Source organism: Candidatus Pelagibacter sp. IMCC9063, from assembly GCF_000195085.1.
In the GTDB taxonomy this organism is placed as follows: domain Bacteria; phylum Pseudomonadota; class Alphaproteobacteria; order Pelagibacterales; family Pelagibacteraceae; genus IMCC9063.
The window spans coordinates 657803-678661 of record NC_015380.1 but is presented as its reverse complement, the minus strand read 5'-3'; the positions used below and the strand labels follow the sequence as shown (position 1 = coordinate 678661).

Sequence of the window (20859 nt, the reverse complement as noted above, 5' to 3'; positions counted from 1 at the left end):
AATAACTTTTATAGGAAAGAAAATATTAATAAAATTTGAGCTTGCTAAATTAAATGTAGTTAAAACTATAAAAAGGAATGAGATTCCTATCCATTTGTATTTTTTATCGATTTGTTGAAACATCTAAAACCATCCACTTAATTAACTCTACAAAGGCTATTCCAGAATATTCTGCAATTTCTGGGACTAATGACAAGGGGGTCATTCCTGGCTGGGTGTTAGTTTCTAATATGTAAATTTCATTATCTCTGGTCACTCTAAAGTCAGATCTTGTGACACCCTTACATGATAGACATTTATGAGCCCTAAGTGCTATTTGCAAAACCTTGTTGTAAATTTTTTTTTCTAAATTTGCAGGCATGATATGCTTAGTTTTGGCATTATGACTGTATTTTGCATTGTAATCGTAAAAATTTCTGGAAGGTTTTATTTCTATCGCTCCCAATGCTTTGCTACCCATAATCGCAGCCTGCACCTCTTTACCTTCTATAAACTCCTCCTGAAGTAGCTTGCCATATTTTTTTAAATACATTTTAATTTTTACTTTATTTAGTGAGCTTAAATTTTTGCAAATAACAACCCCTACGCTAGAGCCTTCGTTAATAGGTTTTAAAACAAACTTTTTTTTAGAAATAATATTATTAAGATCTGATAGTTTTTTAATCACTTTAAATTTTGGTGTTTTTATTTTAGCTTTTATAAATTTCTTTTTAGATTTTAGCTTATCCATTGCTATAGCGGAAGATTTTACACCTGAATGCGTGTAAGGAATTTTTTGCCTTTCTAATAGAGACTGAATAGTTCCATCCTCTCCAAACTGTCCATGCAATGCATTAAAGGCTAGGTCACAGTTATGCTGCGAAAAATTTTTAGATCCAATTTTTGGGTCAACCTTTACAACTTCATACCCTAGTTTCCTTAGGGCCAAATATACTGCCCTTCCAGTTGATAAGCTAACCTTTCTTTCCTTGGACGGCCCACCTACCAGTAAAAGAATTTTTTTTTTACTCATATAATTTTAATCTCTAGCTCTAAATCAATTCCATAATTTTTTTTTATTTTTTTCTGTGTTTCGCTAATTAATTTTTCAATATCAGAAGATGAAGCAAGATTGCTGTTATCTACAAAATTACAATGATGAGATGAAAATTTAGCATTTCCATAAGACAACTTATCACAGCCAGCTTCCCTGATTAACTCCCAAGCTTTTTTAGAACTACCAATTGGATTCTTAAAAGTACTGCCTCCAGTTCTAATTCCAGAGGGCTGATTTTCATTTTTCTTTTTTTTTAACAAGTTAATTTTATTTTCAATTACTGATGATTGAATCTTTTTAGTTTTTTTAAATAAAACTTCTATAATTATATAGCTACTAAGCAATTCAGTTTTTCGATAATCAAACCCAATATTCTTAAGTGTTATTATTTTCTCTTCTCCGCGCAAATCAATGACGGATATTTGGCTAACTATATCTGACATATCGCTACCAAAGCATCCGGCATTCATAGACACACCCCCTCCAACCGTACCTGGAATTGATGATAAAAATTCAAAATTTGCATATTCATTATTCTTGGCAAACTCCGAAACTCTTGACTTTAATGCGCCAGCTCCAGCGACGATTTGTGAATTAACTTCTTCTATTTTGCAGAATTCTTTACCGAGCTTAATCACCACACCATCAAAATCAGAATCTTTGAATAAAATATTTGACCCAGAGCCTATAATAATGAAATTTTTAAAATTAATATTTTTTAAAAATAAAATTAACTCTTCTTTATTGTTAGGTTGAAAAAATATATTTGCGCAACCACCAATTCCAAACCATGAGTTTTTATTTAATAAATAGTTATTTTTAATACGATCTTTTAATTTATCAGTTGTTTTGTCATTATTAATTTTTTGCATTTTTTATTTTATTTGAGATAGATCTGATCCATTGACTGACGTTTCCTGCACCCATCGCAATAACGACTTCTTTACTAGAGTGATTTTTTTGTAAAAAAATCTCAAGATTTTTTTCATCCTTTGCAATAACAACTTCTGTGTTAGAATTTTTAACAATTTTTTTTCCAAACTTTTCAAGGTCAAAATTAATACTTTTTTCTCCAGCGGCATAAACGGGGCACAAAACCACCAAATCAGAATCTAAAAAACAATTTGAAAATTCACTATAAAGAGATTGTACTCTCGAAAATCTGTGTGGTTGGAATACGGAAACAATCTTATGTTTTTTGAAGTTTTTTTTACAGGCATTTAAAACGGCTGCTATTTCAGTTGGATGATGAGCGTAATCATCAAAAATTATTCTATTTTTTTTTTCATATAACTTTGTAAGTCTTCTTTGAACACCTAAAAAATTTTCAAGAGTTCTTTTAATTTTTTCAACAGAAATACCGAGTGTAATAGAAACTATGATTGCAGCCGTTGCATTTAAAACATTATGCTGCCCCATTAAATTTAAAGTAACATTCTTAATAGTAAATTTTTTTTTGAGGTTTACTTTTAAATCAAAATAAATTTTCATATTTTTATAGACCAGGTTTGACGGAATAAAATCTGCCTTACTGCTGAAACCATAAGTTAAAAAATTTTGTTTAGTTGATTTTTTTATTAATTTTGCAATTGATGGATCATCCAAGCAGACAACATTCTTCCCAAAAAGAGGGGTCTTGTCTAAAAACAAAGCGAATTGATTAGTCAAATTACTAAAGCTTTTGTAATAATCCATATGTTCATGATCTATATTACTTACTACTGCAATCGTATTGCTAAACTTTAAAAAACTTCCATCTGATTCATCGGCTTCTATAACGGACCAATCCCCATCGCCCAATCTTGCATTGGTCTTTAGGGAATTAATAATACCACCATTTACTATAGTTGGCTTAAAATTTGCGTCTTTTAAAATTGTAGACACCAAAGAAGTGATGGTTGTTTTTCCATGTGATCCCGAAATTACTATGTTCTTTTTTAAAGAAATAATATGCGCAAGCATATCGGCTCTTCGAATAATCAGTATCTTTTTTTTTATAGCTGCTTGAAATTCAATATTCTTTTTATTTATAGCAGTTGAAATGATAACTATTTTTGCATTTTTTATATTTTGTGACTTGTGATTATTAAATATTTTTATTTTATTTTTTTTTAAAAAATCTAAACTTTTGCTTTTTTTGGATATATCGCTTCCTTGGACATCATATCCCATTTTTTTTAAAATTAATGCGATACCACTCATACCAATTCCACCAATTCCTATTAAATGAATTTTATCTTTTTTATTAATACTTAATTCCATAATTAGAAATATTCTTTAATTTCATTTTCAAACTTAATTAATACATTTTCCTTGCTGGCAGTCTTCATATTCTCAAGTTTTATTTTTAACTGCTCTCTATCGTTAGCTACAATATCAATAATCATTTTTTGAAATTTCTGAATGTTAAAAAACTTTTGCTCTAACAGCCAGCAAAAACCCTTTTCCTCAAAATATTTAGCGTTGTAATACTGGTGATTATCTAAAGAAGTTGGCAGTGGTATAGCTATAAATGGAAGATTTAATGAAACCATCTCGCAGATGGCTGACGAACCAGACCTTGTAATTGCAATATCAGCTTCTATCATTAATTGAGCTATATTTGCTTTAAAATCAAACAATTCGCAATTAACAGAATTGCCATATGCAAGTTTTAATTTATCAATTTGATCTTTTTTACACTGATGAAATATTTTTATTTTAAAAAAATTATTATCCAATTCTGACAATAATTTTGCAAAATCCTCCCCAAAAAATTCTGCTGCCTGGCTTCCCCCAAGTATTAAAATTGTAAATAAATTATTTTTTTCTATTTTGATAGCATTTCTATTAAAAGAAGTTCTTATAAGCTGCCCCACATGACATGCTTTTGATTGATATTTGTTCTGAAGCTTATTCAGGATATCAAAACCTAAAAGCAATTTTTTAGCAAGAGGGTAAAAAAATTTATTAGTCCTACCTAAAATTGTATTTGTTTCGTAGGTAAGTATATTGATATTTAAAATATAACCTGCCATTAATATTGGAAATGAGGCATACCCTCCTGAACCAATAATTACCTTGGGTTTGCTTTTGATTAAAAAAAAAAATGAATGAACAGTAGACGCAAATAGTTGAAATATAGAAATAATTTTAAATAAACCTTTTTGACTAAAAGGACTGTTAATATTAAAAATTTTAATTTTCTGTTTTACATCATCAGTAAAATATTTTTCTCCTCTCTGATCGGTTACAAAACTTACATCATAATTTTTAGATATTAAATAATCATATAAAGCAATCATTGGAAAAATATGTCCCCCTGTTCCACCGGTAGACAAGACGATTTTCTTGCTCATTCTTGCTCATCCTTACTGAGGAGAAGAGCAAGTCCCAATGCAATAGAAGATCCCATAACTGACGAGCCTCCATAGCTTATAAATGGAAAAGGCATACCTGTTGATGGCAGAATGTTAATAGTAACTCCTAGATTAACAAAAGATTGTAACGCCAACAAAGAAGAAATTCCAATTAGTGAAAGTTTGAAAAAATTATTAGAAGAATTATTAGCTAGTGCAAATATTCTTATAACCAGAAACATAGTTATAGAAATAATCAATAGAACAATTATAATTCCATATTCTTCAGCTATAACAGACATAACATAATCTGTATGCGCTTCCGGCACACTTTCTTTTAAGACCCCCTCTCCTATACCTCTGCCAAAAAATCCACCAGAGATTATCGCATTCAAGGCTTGTTCTGATTGATAAGACACTTCTGCTTCACCCACCCAACTTACAACCCTATCAAATATATAAAAAAATTTATCTTTAAAAAAAATAAAATTGAGATCATTACTACAGCTACAATTGTACTAATCGAAGAAATAAATAAAAAACTAATTCCAGAAGTAAAAACTACAATCATCCAAATTGTTATTATTAATAAACTTTGACTATAATCAGGCTGCATCAGTAAAAGGGCTACTAAAAAGAAAACTAAAGGGAACGTTAAAAAAAACCTTGTATTTAATGAGTATTTTGAGGAGGATAAAATTAATGAAAGACCTAATATTAAAAATGGCTTCACAAACTCTACAGGCTGAATTCGAAAAAAAAATAAATTCAACCATCTTTTGGAGCCTTTGACCTCAACGCCAAAAAAATAAACAAAAATTAATAAAATAACAAAAAAAATAAATCCAGCTATTCCATATAATTTTATTTTATCTTTATTAACAAAAGAAAAAAAAATTAAAATAGAAAGTCCAACAAATGAAAAAAAAATATGCTTATAAAATAAAAAATATCGACTATCGTACAATTTTTCAGAAGCAATTGTAGAAGTGGAAAGAAAATTAAAAAGATTACCTCCTACGAGCAATGCCAATCCAAGAAAAAGCAAAGTCTTGTCTATACTTCTCCACCATTGAGCTAATATTCCACTATCATGTCGATTAAACATTTTTTATTTTTTTTACTATTTTTTTAAATAAATTCCCACGATCTTTAAAGTTTCTGAATTGATCAAAAGAAGCTGCGGCTGGACTTAACAATATAGTGCTATTTTTAAAATTATTTCTCTTTGCATCTTTGAATGCACTGTGAATAGCGACTGGTAGTGTTTTGCAAACAAGATAATTTTCTTTCATATTTAGGCCCTGTTTAAATAGAGATATGTTCTTTCCAATAAGATATGTTCCAACAATTTTTTTTTTGGTAGCAATATCAATTTTTGCTTTATCATTTTTTTTAGCGAGTCCACCTGCAATCCAATAAATATTTTGGTAATGCTTTAAAGAAAAATTTGCAGAATCAAAATTGGTTGCCTTGGAATCATTAATAAAAGAAATGTTTTTAATTTTTTTTATTAGTTCTTGTCTATGAGGTAGCGGGACAAAAGAGTTAAAGCTTTTAATTATTAATTTATTTGAAATTTTTAAAAATTTCAGTACTGCAAAAACTATACTTACACTAGGTAAAAAATTTTCTTTTAATAAAAATTTATTTTGAATATTAGAAGTTTTTATATTAGAAACTTTTCTTACATTTTTTTTTGGTTGAATTCGATTATTATAAGAGAAATTTTCATTAACAAAGCCTTTACCGCCTGGTAACAAGTGGTCAAATATTTTCAATTTAATATTAATATAATTTGAAAAGGTTTTGTGCCTCTCAAGATGATCTGGTGAAATATTTAGTACTGCGCAAGCATGAAATTTTAAAAATTTAGAATACTCAATTTGATAGGAAGACAATTCAAGAATATATATGTTCTTAATTGATTTTGAATTGTAGCTTAATGCAGGCTTTCCATAATTACCTAGCAAGAAAGTGTTTTTATCTTTTCCTTTGATGGCGTGGTACAGGAGCTTACAAAAAGTTGATTTTCCATTTGTTCCTGTGATTGCAATAATTTTGTTTTTATTAGTATCAATTGAGTTAATAAAAATGTCGACATCTGTAATTATTTTACTAAAATTTTTAATAAAAAATGAACTACGTAAATGCTGGTAAATATCAATTCCGGGACTCATTACTATAAAATCAAAAGAATCTTTAAAATATTTGCTATTTAGGTTGATATTCGTTATTTTTTTTAATCTATTGCGATGAACTACATTGTCATCCCACACAGATAAATCTTTAACTTTCTTTTGTAATTTTCTAATTGTGGCTTGGCCAGAAATTCCAATTCCAAACACAAGTATTTTTTTATTTTTTAAACTACTAATAGAAACCATTATCTTAGTTTTAAGCTAGATAGGGCTATCAAAACTAAAATTACAGAAATAATCCAAAAACGTATAACTATAGTAGATTCCTCCCAGCCTTTTTTTTCAAAGTGATGATGCAAAGGTGCCATTCTAAAAACTCTCTTTCCAAACAATTTGAAAGATATCACTTGTATTATCACTGACGATGCCTCTAAAACAAAAAGTCCTCCGGCTATTAGTAATGCTATCTCATGCTTTGAAACTAAACTAACTGTTCCCAAAAAAGCACCTAATGCAAGAGAACCAGTATCACCCATGAAAATTTTTGCTGGCGGGGCATTGAACCACAAAAAGCCTAAACTTGCCCCAACAATTGATCCCAGTACTACACAAACTTCTGCTATATTTTTTATATATGTTAATTTTAGATAATCAGAAAAAATAACATTTCCAACAAGATAGGTAATAAGAATAAAGGTTAATGAAACTAGAATCACAGGTACTGTTGCCAGTCCATCAAGGCCATCCGTCAAATTAACTGCATTAGAAGAGCCTACTATTACCACCACACCAAAGAAAATATAAAAAATTCCAAGATCAAAAACCAAATTTTTGTAAAAAGGAAGGTGTAATATATCTCTTATATCCTCAGCGGTTGAGATATTGATTAAATAAACAATCATTAAGCCAAAAATGATTTGCAATAAGAATTTGTATGTTGCCTTAATACCTTGTGAATTTTTTTTTTTGATTTTTAAATAATCATCAAAAAAACCAATTAATGAAAAGCTTAAAATTGAAAAAAGACAGATAAGAACATAGATATTTTTTATATCAGCCCATAGAACAGAACTTAATATTGCAGCAAAAATAATTAAAACACCTCCAAATGTGGGTGTGCCTGCTTTTTTTATAATGTGTGAGATTGGACCATCATTTCTAATGGGCTGATCAAAATGCTTTGAAGATTTTAGATAATTAATAAATGGTCCACCCAAAATAAGAACCACACTTAATGAGGTAAATATAGCAACGCCAGTTCTAAATGTAATATATTTAAAAACATTTAGGAAGCTATAGTCAACGGATAGATAAGAAAAAAAATAATTTAACATAGTTTTAAATTTGCTGATTTACTAATTTATTTAATCCAATTCCATTAGATCCTTTTATCAAAAAAATAGATTTTTCATTTGCTATTTTTAGGAATAGGCTTTTAAAATGCACAATATCTTTAGAAATGAAACATGTTTTAGTTTTTTTAAGCTGATTATAAATGTGAACCACCTCCTTACCTACTAAATAAATCTCATCAATTTCAGCTTTATTTAAAATCTTTGCCACTTCAAGATGATAAAATTTAGATTTTTGACCCAATTCAAGCATATCACCAATTATTGCTATTTTTTTCTTTTTGTGGGAATTGAATAAAGAAAAATTTTCAATAGCATTCTTCATCGAAATTGGATTGGCATTATAACTCTCGTCAATAATGTGAACTTTTTTTCCTTTAATTATTTTAATAATTTTATTTCCTCTACCAGATGGTAATAAAAAAAAAATAGCTCTTTTTTTAATTTTTTCCAAACTACAATTAAAATATGAGCAAACACATAAAGTTGCTAAAAAATTTACAACGAAACTATCGTTAATAGTGTTGGTTTGAATTGTTATTTTTTTTTCAGAACTTTTACTGTTATTTGATAACTATTTTTTTTTTAATTATCTTTAATAATTGAACATTAGCTTTTTTTGATTTAGAAAATGTTATAATTTTCAATTTTTTATTATTAGCAATTTTAAAAAGTGTATTGAAATAAAAATCATCTTTATTTAAAACAATGTATCCATTTTCTTGGATATGATTCATAATTTCTGCTTTTGCCAAGCAAACTGCTTTCAAGTTTTTAAAATTTTTTAAATGAGCTGGACCGATGTTGGTAATAACTCCAATGTCTGGTCTTAATATCTGAGATAATTTATCAATTTCTCTTGAACTGCTCATACCTAGTTCAAAAATATTAAATTGACTATTTTTTGGAGTATTGGAAAGAGAAAGTGGTAATCCAAAGTGATTATTAAAAGATTTTGGAGAACTGAAAGTTTTCCCATATTGCTCTAGAAAAAAAGACAGCATATATTTTAAAGTTGTTTTTCCAAAACTTCCTGTAATACCCACAAACTTACCTTGTGATGTTAGCCTTTGATACTTTGCAAAATTTTCTAGAGATCTAATTGGTGATCGTACCTTTATAAATTTATGTAAATTATTTTTAGGTACTTTAAAATTATTTTTTACAACAATGACTTTGGATCTTTTTTTTATTACTTCTTTTACAAAATAATGGCCATCAGTATTTTTTCCCTTAATCGCAAAAAAAATAGACTTGGCAGTTACCTCCTTGCTATTAATAGTAACATTATTTATATTTATTTTTTTATTAAGAATTTCTTTATTAAAAATTTTTTGAAGATCTATACTGTTAATATTCATTTACTTTAAGTATCTTGTTACGCAATGATGGTCAGAAAAAGCTATTTTTTTGTTCTTAATTAACTGAAACTCCTCGTGTCCTTTTCCAGCAATTAATAAGATTTCTTCATTTAGCATAGAGATAGAGCTTTTAATTGCCTGCTTTCTAGATGGAACTACAATTGCGTTGGGGCACCCTGCTTTAATTTGCATTCTTATTTTTCTTGCATTTTCATACCTCGGATTATCATCGGTTATATATATTTTGTTACATAATTTGTATGCAATTTTTCCCATTGCTTTTCTTTTTTGATGATCCCTGTCCCCACCACAACCAAAGACAATATTTATTTTTTTGTTAAAAAATTTTTGAATTTCAATAATTGTTTTTTCTAAGGCATCTGGTGTGTGTGCATAATCAATAATAACAGTTTTGTTTTGTTTTTTAAATAACTGCAATCTGCCGGGAGGATTGTCAATTCTAGAGCATATTCTAAATATTTTTTCAAAACTAATACCAGATGAATAGCAAGCAAGTGTGGCAGCTAAAAAATTTTCAATTTGAAAATTTCCAATCAACTTTAATTTCAAGGTATGGACTTTTCCCAAAATATTTATTTTTAATTTTGTAAATTGACCATTAGGCTTACTAGATATTATTTTTATAATATTTCCTTTTCTACCGTAAGATAATAAATTTAATTTTTTATTTTTTGAAATTTTATTCAATAGGGAAAATTCCAATACTTCACTCCCTGTTACTAAAAATCCATTTTTTTTAATTAGTTTTTTAAAAAGGATTAATTTAGAATTTAGATAATCTTTCATAGTCCGATGGTAGTCCAAATGATCGTGTGTTAAATTTGTGAAAATACCACAGTCAAAATTAATCTTTTCTAACCTATTTTGTTTTAAGCCGTGACTGGAAGCTTCAATTATTGAATGGTTAATTCTCTTTTTGTAGAAATGATTTAGATTTTTGTGATTAGAAAAAAAATCTGGAGTGGTTAAATTTCCTTTACTTTTTTTTGTGTTCTCAAATACTCCTAAAGTTCCTATGGAACCAACTTTTATTCCAAGTAGATTAAGTATTTTATAATAAAAAAATGCTACTGACGTTTTTCCATTAGTACCTGTGACTGCAATTTTATACTTAGGCTTTTTTTTAAATTTCAGACTAATGCTTTTAACGTAAAAAGAGTAAATATTTTTTACAATAATAAAATTTTTACCAGATAGGTTTCGTTTTTGATTTTGAGTTATAATAAATAATGGCTTTTTTTTTAAGGCTTTAAAAAAATAATCTCCGTCTTTATTGCTTTTACTTCCTAAATCAAAAAAAATTTCACTTTTTCTCAGAGTCCTGGTATCTGCGGAGCAATTATTGGAATTAATTATTTTTTGTATGACTTGCATAATTGTTAAGTAAATCTAGATCGTTTATGGCTAAACTGGGGCCAATTTTTTGAATAATTTTACCTGCTATATAAACTGCGTTCCATCCAGCCTCTCTTCTAGAATGCTTCCAAATTTGAGGTGCCCCCTTTGGCTCATCTATCAATACAGTTAATACGTATTTGGGTTTTTTGCTTGGAAAAGCTGATGCAAATACATTTAAAATTTCTTTTGAATATCCTTTTTCTTTTTTGGATGGCTTCTGTGCAGTTCCAGTTTTACCCAACACATCATATCCGACGATATCTGCTTTTCTCCCACTCCCTGATGTTTTGTTCTTTCTATCGACGTTTGCCCTTAGCATTTGATTCATAATTACACTTGTTTCTTTACTAATCACTCTTTTCTTATTTAATTTGCTATTTAAAAGTATTGATGAATCTAGAAGCACCCCTCCATTTACAATTGCTGCATAAGCTCTTGTTAATTGTAATAATGTTGTACTTACCCCATGACCATAGGCTGAGGTTAAAGTGTTACATTTACCCCATCTATTTTTATTAGATTTGGATAACTCCGGTATCTCGAGTCTGGGCATGTCAAAAATTTCTAAATTTTCTAAAAAATTTTGTTGATTTTCTAATCCATTCTTTTTTACAATTTCGATTGTTCCAATATTAGATGACTTTACTAATATTTGTTGAACTGTAAGTTCTTTCTTAGACTTATCCCATCGATATTCATCAATGGGAAATTTACCACAATATACTCTGTTTCTGAGATTTAAAAAAATCGTGTCTTTACCAATTGCTTTATTTTCTAATGCACTTGCTATAGCAAAAGTTTTAAAAACAGAACCCAGCTCATATAAACCCTTGGTGGCTCTACTTAAATTATTTTTTAACTCATTGCTATTTCTTAAATTGTTATCTGCATCTGGTAGGGAGACTATAGAAATTATCTTTCCAGTATTCGCATCCATCAAAATAGCTGCTGCGCCAATAGCTGAAAAATTATTTACCCCTTTCGTTAATTCCTCATGAATTGAATACTGAATATTGGCATTTAACGACAATTCGACAGGAACATTTACTTTTGATTTATCTCTTAATCGCTCATCCATATGCATTTCTATTCCGGAAATTCCATAGTTATCAGAGTCTGTTTTTCCCAAAATATGCGCAAATAAATTTTTATGAGGGTAGATTCTTATTTCTCTCTTAAATAACTCCAAAGAGGGTTCCCCTAGGTTTATTATTTTATTATAATCTGATGGAGAAAGATTTTTTTTTAAAACTAAAGTATTTTTCTCTTTGTAATTTGATTTTATGTATTTGATATTAACTTCTGGAAAATTTAATTTTACTTTTAATAAGACATTATCAAAATTTTTTACTTTATTTTTTCTCAAAACAAGGTCAAAAGTATTGATATTTTTTGCTAATATAGACCCCTGGTTATCAACAATGTCTCTGCGTTCATAAAATAAGCCTTCGTAATTTTTTGTTCCTGCAAAAGCTTTTCTTTCAAATCCTAAAAAAACTAATCTAAGACAAATGATAAGAAAAAAAATAATAAAAAAAGAAATAATAATATTATTTCTGCCATCGTCATTCTTTTTTTTTGCAAGCTCGGGCTGCTCACTAAAATACAAATTTAGTTGTTTATTTTTTTTCATTAATAGTTAATTGATTGGGGAATAAGGAGATATAATCTTTCGGTAAATACTCTTGGGCTAATTTAGATACTCTTTCCGGGTTGGACAGATAATAAAACTCTAACTTTTCCACTTCCAAATCTTGCTTTAAATAAGAAATATTTTTAGAAAGCTTTTCTATTTTTACCTCCATTTCTCTAGTTTCATTTTTCAAAAAATGAATACTTATGAGGCCCAGAAATAGGAAAAATAAACTAGCTACATATTTTTTAGGCATTGTATTTTTCCTCTAATTGAAAAAGTCTTTCCATTTTTAATGCCTTTCTATCCATACTTATAGTACCCTTGCCAATTTTAGTAGCAGACCTTAACTTGGCAGACCTTGATCTTGGGTTAGATACGATTTCTTGCTCAGATGGTTTTAAGGCCCTATTGTTAACTCTTTGAATGAATGTTTCTTTTTTTTCCTGATGAGTAGTTGGAATGTATCGAGAAGGATTTTGATCTGAATCTTTACTGATATTAAAAATTTTTTTTACAATTCGGTCTTCAAGAGAATGGAAGGTTACCGCAGTTACTATAGTGTCTGGATTGCAAATTTTAATAACTCTCGTTAATGAATTAAATATTTCTGAAAGCTCCTGATTAACAATCATTCTAATAGCCTGAAATGTTTTGGTAGATGGGTTTTTTTTGAAATACTTATTTCCTTTGGCTTTTAAAATTGCATTGCATAAATCTTGGGTTGAATGAATTGGCTTTATATCTCTTGTCCTAACAATTTCTTTTGCAATTTTTTTGTGATCTTTATCCTCTCCAAATATCTTAATGATACTATTAAGATCTTCTAGGGAAGCTTCATTTAAAAGCTCATAAGCACTAATTTTGTTTTTACCCATTCTCATATCTAACTTTATGTTAGAATTAAAAGAAAATCCTCTATCATGATTATCCAATTGAAAGGAAGATATTCCAAAATCAAACACAAAAGACCCAATCTCATCTTTATGTTTGTTAATAATTTCTTCAAGGTTGCTAAACTTATCGTTAATAAAAAAAAATCTATTTTTAAATTTTTTTTCTAAGATGGTCGCAAATTCTTGTACAGATGGATCTCTATCAATTCCAACGACCTTGCAGTCAGGAAAGGTCTCTAATATTTTTTGGCTATACCCACCGCAACCAAAGGTACAATCTACAATGGTTGTTTTGCTTCTTGGCTCTAGTGAGGTGATGACTTCGTTTAACATCACTGGATAGTGGGGATTCATATCCAGTGACATTAATTTTCAATAATGATTAGTTTGTCTGTCTTCTTAAAAAAGCAGGTATTTCTAAATCATTTTTATCTTCAGAATTTAATTCAGAAAAATTTTCATTCATTGATTGTTCTGGAGATTCTGAATTCGACGATTCTTCTATCGAAATTGAATTGTTTACTTCTTGGTCGCTTGTAAAAAGCTGAGTTTCTTCCTCCACTTTTTCAAAACTTTCTTCCACAAAATCAGTAGGAGCCTCTTCATTAAAAAGAGAATCTTCGCCTATGTTCATTTCTGAATGCTCAGGCTGATTTTCTTGGGGGGTAATTTCAGTTTGAGCATCTTCATGAATTACTTGTTGATTGTTTATTTGAGAATCGGTGGTTTCCTGCATCTCTTGATTTGAATAGCTATTCATGTCTAATGCAGTCGCACCTTCTGTTGCCATGTGAGCAGTAGGTCCGTTTGTTGTTGGTTGTAGTGAGGAAGTTTGGAGTGAAGAATAACTTCCGGAAAAAGTAGACGGTCTTGAATAGCCATTATTTCTATTTTGTATGTGTCTGATCATACTAACTACTGGCTTTCCTGAAGCTACCTCTCCATTAAGACCAGTTGCAACAATAGACACTCTTAATTTGCCTGCAAGATTTTCATCAAAAGTTGTTCCAACTAAAATCTCAGCTGACGGATCAACTTCAGCTCTAATTTTGTTAGCAGCTTCATCAACTTCAAATAAAGTGATGTCGTTGCCTCCAGTTATATTAATTAATAGTCCTCTGGCTCCTTTAAGAGAATACTCATCAATTAATGGATTTGCGACTGCAGCTTCCGCAGCTTCTACTGCTCTTTTTTCTCCTTCTGCCTCTCCCATTCCCATCATTGCTTTACCCATGCCGCTCATTACTGTTTCGATATCAGCAAAATCTAAATTAATTAGACCTGGTTTTACAATTAAGTCTGTTATTCCTTTTACGCCTTGCATCAAAACATTGTCTGCCATTTTGAAAGCATCTGGAAAAGTCGTTTTTTCATTTGCAACTTTAAAAAGATTTTGATTTGGAATTACAATCATAGTATCACAATATTTTCTTAGTTCTTCCAAGCCTCTCTCTGCAACTCTAATTCTTCCGGGTCCTTCGAACATAAAAGGTTTTGTAACAACTCCAACTGTCAAAATATTTAAATCTTTTGCAGCTTTAGCAATCACAGGAGCGGCTCCAGTTCCTGTTCCACCTCCCATGCCAGCAGTTACAAAAACCATATTTGCACCTTGTAATAAATTTATAATTTCATTCATTGATTCATCTGCTGCAGCTTGTCCAATATCTGCCTTAGCGCCAGCACCTAAACCACGAGTTAAATTTGCTCCAAGTTGAATTTTACATTCTGCAAAATTACTTTTTAAAGCCTGGGCATCTGTGTTGGCTGCAAAAAATTCTACACCCTCGATTTGAGCATCAAGCATATTGTTAATTGCATTTCCTCCTGCTCCACCAACCCCCAACACTACGATTCTTGGCTTTAACTCTCTTAATTCTGGCGCTGTTATATTAATTGTCATGTTTTATCTCCCTTGGTTTAATTGTTTTGATTCCATTTCAAGCTAGATCTTTCAGATTTTGCTTTTTTTCTAGCTTCATCGCTAAACTTTCTAAATTGCAAAGGTTCCCACATCTGAAAAGTTTTTCCCTGACCTACAAATAAAACTTTTTCCTTCACACCTGTATGTTTGATTAATTTTTCTGTTAACGTAACTCTTCCTTCAGTATCAAAATTTAATTGGTGACTGTTTGCCAAAATAGAAGTTGAAAAAACATCTCTATTTTCTTCAAAAGGATTCAGATTGTCGATAGTTTCCATAATCTTTTCGATTCTACTCTGCGGACAAAATTCAATTGAAGAGTTTGTAAAAGATGGGTAGCAAACCACACCGTTATAACCCAGGCTTGATAAATGAGATCTAAATGTTGCAGGCACGGATACCCTTCCTTTTTTGTCTAATCTGTTTTCGAATGTAGAAATAAACATTTTTAAATTTCATTTTTATTCCCATATGGGATATTATGGGTTTGTATGGTATTTTTAAAAATAGTCAATTGGATTAATTCAATTGCAAGTTGTTCTATTTTTGTTCTTATTTTGAAAAAATATTGAGTTTTTTGCTAGTTGGCCTGTAAGCTGGGTTTTGTCATTTAAAATGATAATTTCTCTAGGCTACTTGTCACCAAGTAGCTCAAGCAACCAACCCGAGTAGCTAATTTAGGAAATTTAGTTAATAAATTAACTACGCTACTCCTATTTGGTCTTGCTCCAAGTAGGGTTTTCCATGCGTTTTTTATTGCTAAAAAACCGGTAAGCTCTTACCTCACCTTTTCACCCTTGCCTTGATTAGGCGGTTTATTTTCTGTGGCACTATCCCTAAGATCACTCTTGCCAGGAATTACCTGGTACTTTTTCCTATGGAGCCCAGACTTTCCTCTTTTAACCTAAGTTAAAAGCTATCATTCAACCAACTAGCAATTGTTATATAGTCAAAAAAATTAATAAATTCAATGGTTGTTAGATAATTTTTGATTAGCTAATTTTTTCCAAGGAAAATGAATGCCTGGATCGGCCTTTCTTCCTGGGGCAATGTGGGAATGTCCAAGAACGTATTTTTTGTGAATTTTATGCTTATTTTTTAGGTATTTTATGAGCATGCATAAACTTTTTATCTGCAAAAATGGGAATTTTTCATCTCCCTTATTGACCAACTCAATTCCTATGGAGTTTAAATTTAAATTTTTATCATTCCCCCATTTTGATTTTCCAGCATGCCAAGCTACGTGTTGGTCCCTAACCATTTGGTAAGTAACTCCTCTTTTGGATATTAAATAATGAGTGCTGACTTTTGCAACCTTTGATTGTAATCTTTTTATAGCTACTTTTTGAGATTTCATTCCAGTATAATGAATAATTATATACTTCAAGGGCCTTGCCTGCATTTTATCAAAGTTAAAAGATGGAATTTTTACAAATTTCATTATAATTTATATGTTTAAATTAATTTATAAATACCTATATAGTTAAAAAAAACATAAGAAAAAATGAAATTATTAACTAAAATACTATTGTCAGCTTTTATTCTAACATCTGCAAATGATTCATTTGCAGAAACTAAGGATTGTTTTGAAAAAATCAATAGGGCTGTTTTTTCTCTTAATCAGGGACTAGATAGAACTATATTTAAACCAGTTGCGAAAGGATACTCCTACCTTCCGAATGTAATTCAAAAGGGAGTAAGAAACGTAACGTCTAATGTTTCGCATACTGTAACTATTCCAAATCACTTATTGCAAGGAAATTATAAAAATTTCTACAATGATAGTGGGCGGTTTTTAATAAATACAACGGTTGGAATTTTAGGAATATTTGACCCGGCTGAAAAATTAGGATTTAAAAAAATTGACCAAGAAGACTATGGACAAACCTTGGGCTTTTGGGGCGTAGGAAGTGGTTGCTATCTAATGCTTCCTCTTTTTGGGCCAAGCACAACTAGAGATGCCATGGGAAAAGTTGCCAATTCATTACTTGATCCTTTTTACTTAACAACAGTTGGGGACCAGACAGTTTTAGATGAGAATTTTGGAGATAGCACTTATTACGTGGAAAGAGGATTTGATAACGTAGATTTTAGAGCGAAAAATTTAAAAAATTTCGAAAGCTTAGAAAAAAATTCTGTAGATTTGTATTCTACTGTTAGAAGTTTATATTTACAAAAAAGAGAAAATCTTATTTCCAATTCATCCGGATCAGAAGATGAGTGGAAAAATTTTAAATAAAAAAACTAATTTCAATATATGATAAAAAAAATAGCATTATCATTTACATTAATTTTATTTTTTTCAAATATCAGTTTTGCTTTTGAAAAGAATGCTGAAAATTTTATTTTAGAAACAACCCAAAATGCAAAAAAAATCATTCTTAATAATGCTATTAGCGATAAAGATAAGAGAGAACAGTTAGAAAAATTAGCCCTCAATGCAGTTGATGTGGCAGGTCTAGCAAAATACACGCTTGGGCAGGAGAGAAAAAATCTTTCTGATAAGCAAATTTCTGAATTTGTCTCTACTTTTAAAGTTTTTTTTTCCAAAAACCTATCCAATAAACTTAAGGATTACTCAGACCAAGAAGTGAAAGTAACGGGTTCTAAAAAAATTAGCGATAATTACGTTCTGGTTAACTCTAAAATTGTATCTTTAAAAGATAAGCAGGAAATTGCTGTTAATTGGAGAGTTTTTTTAGTGGATGGTAATTTAATTATACGAGACTTAGTTGTGGAAGGATTGAGCTTGGCCAGAACCCAAAGAGAAGAATTTGCTTCCATTATTGCTAATAAAAAGTTTGAAGGACTGATTCAAAGTCTAAATGAATATATTACGAATAACTAAGGCTTAGTTTTTTTATATCCTTTTTGCAAAATAAATAGGCCCATAATCAAAAATACCAATGAGATTGCCATGCTTGGGTAAAATGCTTCTTTTAAAAAAAGATAGCTAAAAAAAACACCGAAAATTGGTAGAAGTAGTGAAACTTGGGACATAAACACTAATCCATTATTAATAATTAGTTTTGCTCTTATGTAAAAAGCAATCGCAGTTGAAACAATTCCCAGATAAATTAGGCTATAAAAACTTTCTATATGAAATGTCATTCCAATTAGATTGGGGTTAAAATAAAAAGTAAGCGGAGCTAATAATAAAGTTGCCCATATCATAGAAAAGCAAGTTATGGTTTCATTGTTATATCTGGTAGTAATTTTTTTTATGATCAGGCCTCCAATAATATAAAAAAATGACGCCCCCATCACAAACAAAACAGAAATTAAATTAGTATTTTCAGTAATATATATTTGGTCGTAGACTAAAATTGAAACACTCAAAAAACCAATACAAGTTCCTATAAATTTAAATCTATTAAACTTATCATCAGTAAGAAAATGGGACAGGATTATCGCATAAAAAGGTCCGGCCGACATAAGCAATGCAGCCAACCCACTGCTCATTTTATCAATACCGATCGCAATGAACACAAAAGGAATAGCGTAATTTATTAATCCAATTAACAAAAACCAATAAAAATCTCTGGAATAAAAATCTTTTAATTTTACAGAACTTAAAAAAAATACTGAAATAGCAATGGAAAATATACTTGCAAAAAACAACCTTCCGGAAGCTAAAATAAAAATATCAAAACTTCTTAGGACGATTTTGTAGTTAAAAAAAGCTGACCCCCATATGGCAGCAAGAATGAAAAGTAATAAATAGCTTTGAAAATTAGGTTTCTTCATGAACTTTGGTGGGCCCGCAGGGATTTGAACCCCGGACAACCCCGTTATGAGCGGGGGGCTCTAACCAACTGAGCTACAGGCCCTTAAATTTTTTATACCACCTCTTAAAAAAAAGAAAAACAGATTAATTATCTAAAAAACTTTTTAGCTGTCTTGATCTGCTTGGATGCTTAAGCTTTCTAAGAGCCTTAGCTTCGATTTGTCTAATTCGCTCTCGGGTAACAGAGAATTGTTGCCCAACTTCTTCCAAGGTGTGGTCAGTATTCATTCCAATACCAAATCTCATCCTCAATACCCTCTCTTCTCTTGGAGTAAGAGATGCCAAAACTTTTGTGGTTGAATTTTTTAATCCTGTTTGAATTGCTGCGTCTACAGGAATCAAGGCATTGGTATCCTCAATAAAATCTCCTAAACTACTATCATCCTCATCTCCTACTGGAGTTTCTAGTGAAATTGGCTCTTTTGCAATTTTAAGAACTTTTCTAACTTTTTCCAAAGGCATTGCTAATTTTTTAGATAGCTCTTCTGGTGTAGGCTCTCTTCCATATTCGCTCATCATTTGTCTAGAAGTTCTTACAATTTTATTAATTGTTTCTATCATGTGAACTGGAATCCTGATCGTTCGTGCTTGATCAGCAATGGATCTAGTTATTGCCTGTCTAATCCACCAAGTTGCATAAGTTGAAAATTTATAACCCCTTCTATACTCAAATTTATCAACGGCTTTCATTAAACCAATATTTCCTTCTTGAATTAAGTCTAGAAATTGAAGTCCTCGATTAGTATATTTTTTTGCAATAGAAATTACCAATCTCAAATTGGCTTCGATCATTTCTTTCTTTGCAATTCTCGACTCTCTTTCACCTTTTTTAATTTTATTTACTAAAATTTTAAAATCTGAAATAGAAATTCCAATATTTTTACTTAAGTCGGTGAGTTTTTCTCTTGAAATCTTAAATAATTTTTGTTCGTTCTTAAAAAATTTAGACCAATTTTTATCTCCACTTAAAAAAGATTCAAAATTAGGATTTAGTTCGTTGCCAACATAAAATTTAATAAAATCATCTCTTGAAATTCCATATTTAAGAGCCGCACGCATTAAATCCCCGTCTAAATTGATTGCTTTTTTGTTTTCATTATAATTTAAAGCGACGAGATCTTCTTGGGTTACTTGATTGAATTGCAAACCAAGCATCTCTTCCATAATTTCTTTTTTAATTTTTTCGTAATTTTTCTTCTTGCTGTCGGAAAATTTTTGACTGCTTAATATGCATTGCAAGCTCTCTTCTTGATAGGCTATTAATTTTCTATAATTTTTTGAGATATTTTCAAAAGTTTTTAAAATCTTTGGTTTTAGTTCAATTTCTAAAGAAGCTAAAGAAATATTGAACTCATCATCATCATCTACAATATCAGCGGTCGTAGTATTGGTTTCTTCACCTTTTTCCTTAGATTCTTTTTTCTTTAATTTCTCTTCTTTTTCTTTTTTTTCTTTAATTGATTTTTTTAATTTATCATCATCTAGAAAATTGGTGTCAAGATCAATAATATCCCTGACTAACATCTCGTTATTGATTAGTCTTTCTTCCCACTCAAATATTTTTTTAGCTGTAACCGGACTTTCTGACAAAGAGCTCACCATTACATATTTTCCAGACTCTATTCTTTTTGCAATTGCAATCTCACCTTCTCTCGATAATAATTCCACTCCACCCATTTCACGAAGATACATTCTAATAGGGTCGTCACTTCTATCTTGATTTTTTGGCTGCTTAGATGTCTCAGATTCTAGTTTTTTAACTTTAAAATCCGATTTTTTCTTAACAAAACAAATTGCTTGATCAAATATATGTAAAACAGATTTTTCTAAACTTTCAACATTTGCATTTCTTTTACCTAAAGATTTTTGCAATTCCTCATAGGTAATAAAGCCCCTGCTAAGGCCTTTTTCCATTAGTCGTTCAAATGATTTGGATATTAATTTTTCCACGTTTTTCCTTTGGGAACTTATA

The 20859-nt window shown here is 30.0% G+C and carries 21 protein-coding genes, 1 tRNA gene and 1 other RNA gene; 2 read left to right on the top strand and 21 right to left on the bottom strand.

The window, feature by feature from the left end; translation table 11 throughout:
- Nucleotides 1-103 precede the first annotated feature (103 nt).
- From SAR11G3_RS03575 to SAR11G3_RS03505, 18 genes are all read right to left on the bottom strand, one after another.
- Nucleotides 104-1012, bottom strand: a complete 909-nt coding sequence (locus SAR11G3_RS03575; RefSeq protein ID WP_013695403.1) for a D-alanine--D-alanine ligase — start codon at nt 1010-1012, stop codon at nt 104-106.
- Nucleotides 1009-1908 carry a UDP-N-acetylmuramate dehydrogenase gene (gene murB / locus SAR11G3_RS03570; protein WP_013695402.1) on the bottom strand — a complete coding sequence of 300 codons (900 nt, stop codon included), beginning with the start codon at nt 1906-1908 and terminating at the stop codon, nt 1009-1011. Before murB ends, SAR11G3_RS03575 begins: the two co-directional genes overlap by 4 nt.
- Nucleotides 1895-3298, bottom strand: a complete 1404-nt coding sequence (murC, locus tag SAR11G3_RS03565; protein ID WP_013695401.1) for a UDP-N-acetylmuramate--L-alanine ligase — start codon at nt 3296-3298, stop codon at nt 1895-1897. Before murC ends, murB begins: the two co-directional genes overlap by 14 nt.
- A 2-nt stretch (nt 3299-3300) precedes the next feature.
- Nucleotides 3301-4374: a UDP-N-acetylglucosamine--N-acetylmuramyl-(pentapeptide) pyrophosphoryl-undecaprenol N-acetylglucosamine transferase gene (locus tag SAR11G3_RS03560; protein WP_013695400.1), complete on the bottom strand. Its 1074-nt coding sequence runs from the start codon at nt 4372-4374 to the stop codon at nt 3301-3303.
- Nucleotides 4371-4808: an FtsW/RodA/SpoVE family cell cycle protein gene (locus SAR11G3_RS07695; protein WP_013695399.1), complete on the bottom strand. Its 438-nt coding sequence runs from the start codon at nt 4806-4808 to the stop codon at nt 4371-4373. Before SAR11G3_RS07695 ends, SAR11G3_RS03560 begins: the two co-directional genes overlap by 4 nt.
- 5 nt (nt 4809-4813) lie before the next feature.
- On the bottom strand, nt 4814-5482 hold the full coding sequence (locus SAR11G3_RS07690) for an FtsW/RodA/SpoVE family cell cycle protein (RefSeq protein ID WP_013695398.1): 669 nt from the start codon (nt 5480-5482) through the stop codon (nt 4814-4816).
- Nucleotides 5475-6761: a UDP-N-acetylmuramoyl-L-alanine--D-glutamate ligase gene (gene murD / locus SAR11G3_RS03550; protein WP_013695397.1), complete on the bottom strand. Its 1287-nt coding sequence runs from the start codon at nt 6759-6761 to the stop codon at nt 5475-5477. The genes SAR11G3_RS07690 and murD overlap by 8 nt, the downstream gene beginning before the upstream one ends.
- On the bottom strand, nt 6761-7849 hold the full coding sequence (gene mraY, locus SAR11G3_RS03545; protein WP_013695396.1) for a phospho-N-acetylmuramoyl-pentapeptide-transferase: 1089 nt from the start codon (nt 7847-7849) through the stop codon (nt 6761-6763). Before mraY ends, murD begins: the two co-directional genes overlap by 1 nt.
- A 4-nt stretch (nt 7850-7853) precedes the next feature.
- Entirely contained in the window at nt 7854-8321 is a 468-nt protein-coding gene (locus SAR11G3_RS06975) for a glutamate ligase domain-containing protein (protein WP_013695395.1), read from the bottom strand.
- A 109-nt stretch (nt 8322-8430) separates the two neighbouring features.
- Nucleotides 8431-9228 carry a Mur ligase family protein gene (locus SAR11G3_RS06970; RefSeq protein ID WP_013695394.1) on the bottom strand — a complete coding sequence of 266 codons (798 nt, stop codon included), beginning with the start codon at nt 9226-9228 and terminating at the stop codon, nt 8431-8433.
- Nucleotides 9229-10623: a UDP-N-acetylmuramoyl-L-alanyl-D-glutamate--2,6-diaminopimelate ligase gene (locus SAR11G3_RS03535; protein WP_013695393.1), complete on the bottom strand. Its 1395-nt coding sequence runs from the start codon at nt 10621-10623 to the stop codon at nt 9229-9231.
- The gene (locus SAR11G3_RS03530; RefSeq protein ID WP_013695392.1) at nt 10598-12280 is read right to left on the bottom strand and encodes a peptidoglycan D,D-transpeptidase FtsI family protein; all 1683 of its coding nucleotides are present in this window, start codon (nt 12278-12280) and stop codon (nt 10598-10600) included. Before SAR11G3_RS03530 ends, SAR11G3_RS03535 begins: the two co-directional genes overlap by 26 nt.
- Nucleotides 12267-12536, bottom strand: a complete 270-nt coding sequence (locus SAR11G3_RS03525) for a hypothetical protein (RefSeq protein ID WP_013695391.1) — start codon at nt 12534-12536, stop codon at nt 12267-12269. Before SAR11G3_RS03525 ends, SAR11G3_RS03530 begins: the two co-directional genes overlap by 14 nt.
- Complete coding sequence (rsmH, locus tag SAR11G3_RS03520; protein ID WP_237697313.1) at nt 12529-13509, bottom strand: 16S rRNA (cytosine(1402)-N(4))-methyltransferase RsmH; 981 nt, start codon at nt 13507-13509, stop codon at nt 12529-12531. The genes SAR11G3_RS03525 and rsmH overlap by 8 nt, the downstream gene beginning before the upstream one ends.
- Nucleotides 13510-13558: 49 nt before the next feature.
- Entirely contained in the window at nt 13559-15079 is a 1521-nt protein-coding gene (ftsZ, locus tag SAR11G3_RS03515; protein ID WP_013695389.1) for a cell division protein FtsZ, read from the bottom strand.
- A 17-nt stretch (nt 15080-15096) separates the two neighbouring features.
- Nucleotides 15097-15546, bottom strand: a complete 450-nt coding sequence (mraZ, locus tag SAR11G3_RS03510; RefSeq protein ID WP_013695388.1) for a division/cell wall cluster transcriptional repressor MraZ — start codon at nt 15544-15546, stop codon at nt 15097-15099.
- A gap of 130 nt (nt 15547-15676) precedes the next feature.
- Nucleotides 15677-16035: RNase P RNA component class A (rnpB, locus tag SAR11G3_RS07055), an RNA gene on the bottom strand.
- Between the two features lie 32 nt (nt 16036-16067).
- Complete coding sequence (locus SAR11G3_RS03505; protein ID WP_013695387.1) at nt 16068-16541, bottom strand: N-acetylmuramoyl-L-alanine amidase; 474 nt, start codon at nt 16539-16541, stop codon at nt 16068-16070.
- Nucleotides 16542-16604: 63 nt separating this feature from the next.
- Between SAR11G3_RS03505 and SAR11G3_RS03500 the strand changes: the two genes are divergently transcribed.
- Complete coding sequence (locus tag SAR11G3_RS03500) at nt 16605-17339, top strand: MlaA family lipoprotein (protein WP_013695386.1); 735 nt, start codon at nt 16605-16607, stop codon at nt 17337-17339.
- Nucleotides 17340-17357: 18 nt separating this feature from the next.
- Nucleotides 17358-17948, top strand: coding sequence for an MlaC/ttg2D family ABC transporter substrate-binding protein (locus tag SAR11G3_RS03495; protein WP_013695385.1), 591 nt, complete (start codon nt 17358-17360; stop codon nt 17946-17948).
- Here SAR11G3_RS03495 and SAR11G3_RS03490 read toward each other — a convergent pair.
- The 3 genes from SAR11G3_RS03490 to rpoD all read right to left on the bottom strand — a co-directional run bounded on the left by SAR11G3_RS03490 (nt 17945) and on the right by rpoD (nt 20837).
- Nucleotides 17945-18847: a DMT family transporter gene (locus tag SAR11G3_RS03490; protein WP_013695384.1), complete on the bottom strand. Its 903-nt coding sequence runs from the start codon at nt 18845-18847 to the stop codon at nt 17945-17947. The two genes, SAR11G3_RS03495 and SAR11G3_RS03490, sit on opposite strands and share 4 nt — an antisense overlap.
- A 6-nt stretch (nt 18848-18853) precedes the next feature.
- Nucleotides 18854-18930, bottom strand: a tRNA-Ile gene (locus SAR11G3_RS03485).
- A gap of 41 nt (nt 18931-18971) precedes the next feature.
- On the bottom strand, nt 18972-20837 hold the full coding sequence (rpoD, locus tag SAR11G3_RS03480; RefSeq protein WP_013695383.1) for an RNA polymerase sigma factor RpoD: 1866 nt from the start codon (nt 20835-20837) through the stop codon (nt 18972-18974).
- Nucleotides 20838-20859 lie beyond the last annotated feature (22 nt).